This is a genomic window from Pseudorhodoplanes sp. (genome assembly GCF_035565855.1).
Taxonomy (GTDB): domain Bacteria; phylum Pseudomonadota; class Alphaproteobacteria; order Rhizobiales; family Xanthobacteraceae; genus Pseudorhodoplanes.
The window spans coordinates 1-4,932 of record NZ_DATMRX010000263.1; the positions used below are offsets into that span (position 1 = coordinate 1).

Consider the following 4,932-nt stretch of genomic DNA (forward strand, 5'->3'; position numbering starts at 1 on the left):
AGCCGATCAGCCGCAGTCGCGTCAGCTTCATACTGGTTGTCTTCTTTCCTTGCGGCGCTCATGACAGCGCCAATCGCCCCCGGAGCGAATCAACAAAACCCCGCCCTGAGGTGGCGGGAGAATGAGGACGCCATGTGGCAGGGGCAAGCCTGAAAAGGGCGTTTCCCCCAGTTGGGCTCAGTGGCTGGAATCGCGGAAAAATCAGTGTTGACAGGGGATTTCGGGGCTTGCAGCGCAGATTTCAAGGCTGGGGAAAGCGCGACAAGCGGTTCCCGGCCGAGGTTTGCGCCCAAAGCATGAGGGGCAAAAAAGCGCGGTTTTGCTCGCTCTGGGGTACCATCATCGCCATCGAGGAGCGGGCGATCCAGTAAACACAGCGCTTTCCAGAGTTTGCTGGATGCCCCGCCTTCGCGGGGCATGACAGCAAATGGGCGATGCAAAATCCTCAACCGCAAGCTCTGGGGGCACTTTTGTAATGCCTCGCCAAGGCAACGACACCGGCAACGCGTAGCGCCGCAAAAGAAATCGCCCGCTTTCGCGGGCGATGCGTCGTGTGTGACCAAGAACGAACGGAGCTCGCTTAGCTCTTCAACAGCGGCTCGATCTGCTTGTCGAGTTCGGCCATCGTCATCGTGCCGCGGAACAGCTTGCCGTTGATGAAGAAGGTCGGCGTGGAATTCACCCCGAGCTTGTCGGCGGCGTGGGTGCGCACGCTCTCGATCGCCTCCAGGATCTTCTGATCCTTCAGGCAGGATTCGAAGCTGTCCTTGGTGAAGCCGGCCTGCTGCGCCAGCGCCAGCAGCGGCGGGATCGGGTTCTGCACCACCCAATCCTTCTGCTTGCTGAACAGCATTTCGATCATGGCGTGATACTTGTCGTTGCCCGCGCAGCGCGCCAGCATGAAGCCCGCCGCCGCCAGCGGGTCGAGCGGGAATTCGCGCAGGATGTATTTCACCTTCCCGGTATCGACGTATTTCTTCTTCATCTCGGGATAGACGGTGTTGTGGAAGTTGGCGCAATGGCCGCAGGTCATCGAGGCGTATTCGATGATGGTGACCGGCGCGTCATCCTTGCCGAGAACGACGTCGCCGAGCGGACCCGCCTGCGCCAGATCGGCCGGGCTGGGCTCCTGGGCCAGAGCATCGCCGACCAACGCAAAAGGTCTGCCGAGCGGAGTTGCGAGCAACGCCGACAATGCGGCAGATGCGGCGATGAACTGGCGGCGGGTCATGAGCACGTCGGACTCCTGCGGAGCTTGAATTTCGGCGTCTGGGCTACCCTGTCACGGGGAATGTGGCAATGGCGCGGGCGCTCGGTAAGCGCGGCGGTTCGCGTCACTTTCCCTTGATGGCAGCGCCCAGCCGGGCAATCGCATCCCGGAGCGCCGGGTCGGTCTCATCGGGGAGACTTTCCGCAATCGATTGAACGGCTTGCGGGTTCAGCCCGGAGCCGGCGCGCCGCGCCCTGGCGGCCCGCAAAGGGGCCTGCCTGATGGCGATCTTGCCGATCGCGCCAAAGCCGAAATAGCGATTCACGCGCTCCAGGATGACATGCGACATGTGCTGAATCTCGATCGCAGCGGGCCCGTCGACGCGCAGCACCAGCGTGCCGGGCGGCGGCTGCTGGCCGTCCGGAACCTTCTGCCACTGGATTTTCAGCGGCTCCGCATGCGCGGCCACGTCCTCACCGACGATGGCGGCCCAGCGCACCACCAGTTCCGACGAGTTGAAGCCCTGCCTGCGGAAGCTCTCGGCAAGGAGACTTGCCGCGATATCCGGCAGTGGACGGGCTAAGCGTCGCGGCTTGTTCAACGAATGCGCCTCTGTCACAGGGGAATGATGACGCTAGCAAACCGCAAGGCGGCGACAAAGCGCGACACGGCCATAGCGGACCGGAACACACCGGCCGTTGCGCAGTCGCAAGCCCCGGCCGCGGCGCTGCTTGCGTGGTATGACCGGCACCGCCGCCGGCTGCCGTGGCGCGCGGAAAACGGTGCGCGTCCGGACCCTTACCACGTCTGGCTCTCGGAAATCATGCTGCAGCAGACCACCGTGAAGGCGGTCGGCCCCTATTATGCGCGCTTCCTCGAACGCTGGCCGACGATCGCAGATCTCGCCGCGGAAAGGCTCGAAGAAGTCCTGAAGCTCTGGGCCGGATTGGGTTACTACGCCCGCGCGCGCAATCTTCACGCCTGTGCGCGCACGATCCTCGAAGAGCATGGCGGCCGCTTCCCGGATTCGGAGTCCGAACTTCTCACCCTGCCCGGCATCGGCGCCTATACCGCTGCCGCCATCGCGGCGATCGCCTTCGATCGCAAGGCCACCCCGGTCGATGGCAATATCGAGCGGGTGATCGCGAGACTTTATGCCGTGACGGATGCGCTGCCCGCGGCAAAACCGCAAATCCGCGCGTATGCCGCCGCCCTGACACCGGACGCGCGGGCCGGCGACTTCGCGCAGGCGATGATGGATCTCGGCGCCACCATCTGCACACCGAAAAAGCCGGCCTGCGCCCTGTGCCCGTGGACGGCGATCTGCGTTGCGCGCCGGCGCGGGGATCCGGAGACCTTTCCGCGCAAGACGCCGAAGGCGGAAGGCCGGCTGCGCCGCGGCGCAGCCTTCGTCGTGACCCGCGCCGATGCGGCGCTCCTCGTCCGCACCCGCCCGGACAAAGGCCTGCTTGCGAAAATGACCGAGGTGCCGAATACCGAATGGACGCACGCCTTCGACGAGGCGACCGCGCTGGAGCGCGCACCGGTCAAGGCAACATGGCGCCGTGTGCCGGGCCACGTCACGCACACCTTCACGCATTTTCCGCTGGAGCTCGTGGTCTTTCGCACGCGGGTGGCGAACACCAAGGCCGCGCCGGAAGGTATGCGCTGGATTGCCGGACACGAGATCGAAGGCGAGGCGTTCCCCAATGTGATGCGCAAGGTGATCGCGCATGCTTTGGGCGACGGCCGAGGCGATCGCCCTTCAAGCCGGTCTTCGCCACGCGATCTATTGGGCAGCGGCGTCGCGAGTCTTGGCTGTGCAAACGATTTCGCTGCATCAATCGTAGCGCAACCGCGCTTGACTTCCGCCCGGTCGGCCGGGAATGGCGCTGCTACGGGTCCGGTCCGACTGGATGGGTCGCGACGGCTACGGCAGCGTTCCTAGCTCATATCCGCTAATCTAGTTCGGCTACGCCTTCGATGATCGCCATTGCCTCGCCTTGGGTTCGCGGAAAAGCACGCACCAGGCTCTCGCCGTTGAACTCCGGCAGCTTCTTGAGGTTGCTATTGCGGCCTTTCTCAGGTGGATAACCGTCAAACGGAATACCAAGCTTCTCGAACAGTTCACGTACCCGCGGTTCGTCGCGCAACCACATCGGGTGCTTTGATGCAACTGCCTTATCAAAGCCGATCACACGTCCGTTTCTCCCGCGAAACGCAGAAATGTACTTCGTGCCTTCGGCCATAGTCTCAGCCGGATGCTGCACAAAGAAGGGATGAGCCCGCATCGAGGTCAGGATAGCATCGCGCACGGGATTTGGCGGGATTGGTTTTCCGTCTCCGAGCGAGCGAGATGTCGTGCCAATCGGACCCACTTTCGTACTTGGCACTCGAGCGGCTGATACCGGCACCGCAATCGAGGATTGATGCACTGCATCGCCGAGCGCGTGACGAACCGCTGCTTGGGCAGCACGCCGCTTATCGCCCTGAACGCCTTCGCCCTCGAACCACGCTGCGACGTGGTTCTTGCCGGGGCCGCCTACATGAATGATGTGGACCCACGTTATCTGTCCGTCGCCATAAGAAACCGAGTTGATCTTACGAGTACCGGGGCGAAGTTGTCGGATCGCTGCGAAGCAAGTCTCCACGTACCTGTCATCGTTCGAAAGCAGAACAACCACCTGAAGGCTTGCCGGCAGCACACTGAAGAATGTCGACGAACAGCGCGCGATCCAGCTCTCTTTGACCGGCATGGCGGCGAGACGTTGAACGACGCTGCCAGAGCGTTTGACCGAGTTGTCCGCCTTAATTAGCCCCAGGGCACATCGCACCATCGAGCCGAAGCCCCAATCGCGTTCCGCCGCCGAAATCTTGTCGTCAATGATTTCCTCAGGTCGAAGCAAGCCGAGGACTTGAAGCGCCCGCGTGAGAGCGGGCCGAAAGCCATCGAAGGGCACTTCATCATGCGGCTTCGTGGCGATTGCTTCACATTGTGTCGTGCCCTTGGAGATCCCAAGGAGCAGGAAGCGGGGCGTCGCGGTTCCCCAAGACATTGGATTATTCACGATGTGCCAATCGGCGAGGCGCAATTCGGTCTTATTCCATTCGGTGATGAGACCGGAAAAGCATTTGGAACAGGAAACACGACCGTGGTCGGGCAAACTGGAATGCAGCTCGGGCATGGAGGCCTCATTGTTAGTGGTGTGCCGTTGAACAACAGCAGCCGCCAAGAGAACTGATCAACAAAATACAACCTGTCCGCGACCAGCCACCGAAAATCGGGGATCGACATGGCGCAAGGAATCGTTCGGACAGGACGATCTTCGCACCTCAGCTCTCGGCCCGCACCACCGGTGCGTGCAAACGCCGCGGGCCCCTCTTCTTTACGATTTCATGCCGCGGCGCCGCGATCTTGAGCGGTTTCGGTTTTCGCGGAAGAAGCGGCGCTCACACAGTCGTCCCGCGCAAGCGGGGACCCAAATTGCAGAGCGGTGGTTATGGATCCCCGCCTTCGCGGGGACGACAAGACATAGGGTGACGCGATTTCCACCCAACCGACATCGCTTCAGCAAAACGCAACTTGTCCGGGACCTACGGCCAAGGACACGGCCACCTAGGCCCTCTTGGCGTCGCATCGACGGACTCGGAAAATTTGAGAAAATCCTTGCCACGCAAGGGATTTAGATGGCGCGCCCGAAGAGATTCGAACTCCTGACCCC

3 protein-coding genes and 1 pseudogene are annotated in these 4,932 nt (G+C 62.3%); 1 reads left to right on the forward strand and 3 read right to left on the reverse strand.

What is annotated here, in order from left to right; all coding sequences use genetic code 11:
• Positions 1-580: 580 nt before the first annotated feature.
• Both VN004_RS14735 and VN004_RS14740 read right to left on the reverse strand, forming a co-directional pair.
• Complete coding sequence (locus VN004_RS14735; RefSeq protein WP_325611444.1) at positions 581-1,231, reverse strand: DsbA family protein; 651 nt, start codon at positions 1,229-1,231, stop codon at positions 581-583.
• 103 nt (positions 1,232-1,334) lie between these two features.
• Positions 1,335-1,811, reverse strand: coding sequence for a DUF721 domain-containing protein (locus tag VN004_RS14740; protein ID WP_325611437.1), 477 nt, complete (start codon positions 1,809-1,811; stop codon positions 1,335-1,337).
• 27 nt (positions 1,812-1,838) lie between these two features.
• On the opposite strand from VN004_RS14740, the pseudogene mutY reads away from it, so the two are divergent.
• Positions 1,839-2,957: pseudogene (gene mutY, locus VN004_RS14745) on the forward strand (A/G-specific adenine glycosylase); the annotation flags it as partial.
• A gap of 211 nt (positions 2,958-3,168) precedes the next feature.
• Here mutY and VN004_RS14750 read toward each other — a convergent pair.
• A complete protein-coding gene (locus VN004_RS14750) occupies positions 3,169-4,395 on the reverse strand; it encodes a hypothetical protein (RefSeq protein ID WP_325611442.1) in 1,227 nt (408 codons plus the stop codon).
• Positions 4,396-4,932 lie beyond the last annotated feature (537 nt).

What these genes read in the sequence shown, in the direction of transcription:
- VN004_RS14735 (WP_325611444.1), bottom strand. Translation starts at nt 1,231, where the DNA reads ATGACCCGCCGCCAGTTCATCGCCGCATCTGCCGCATTGTCGGCGTTG.
- VN004_RS14750 (WP_325611442.1), bottom strand. Translation starts at nt 4,395, where the DNA reads ATGCCCGAGCTGCATTCCAGTTTGCCCGACCACGGTCGTGTTTCCTGT.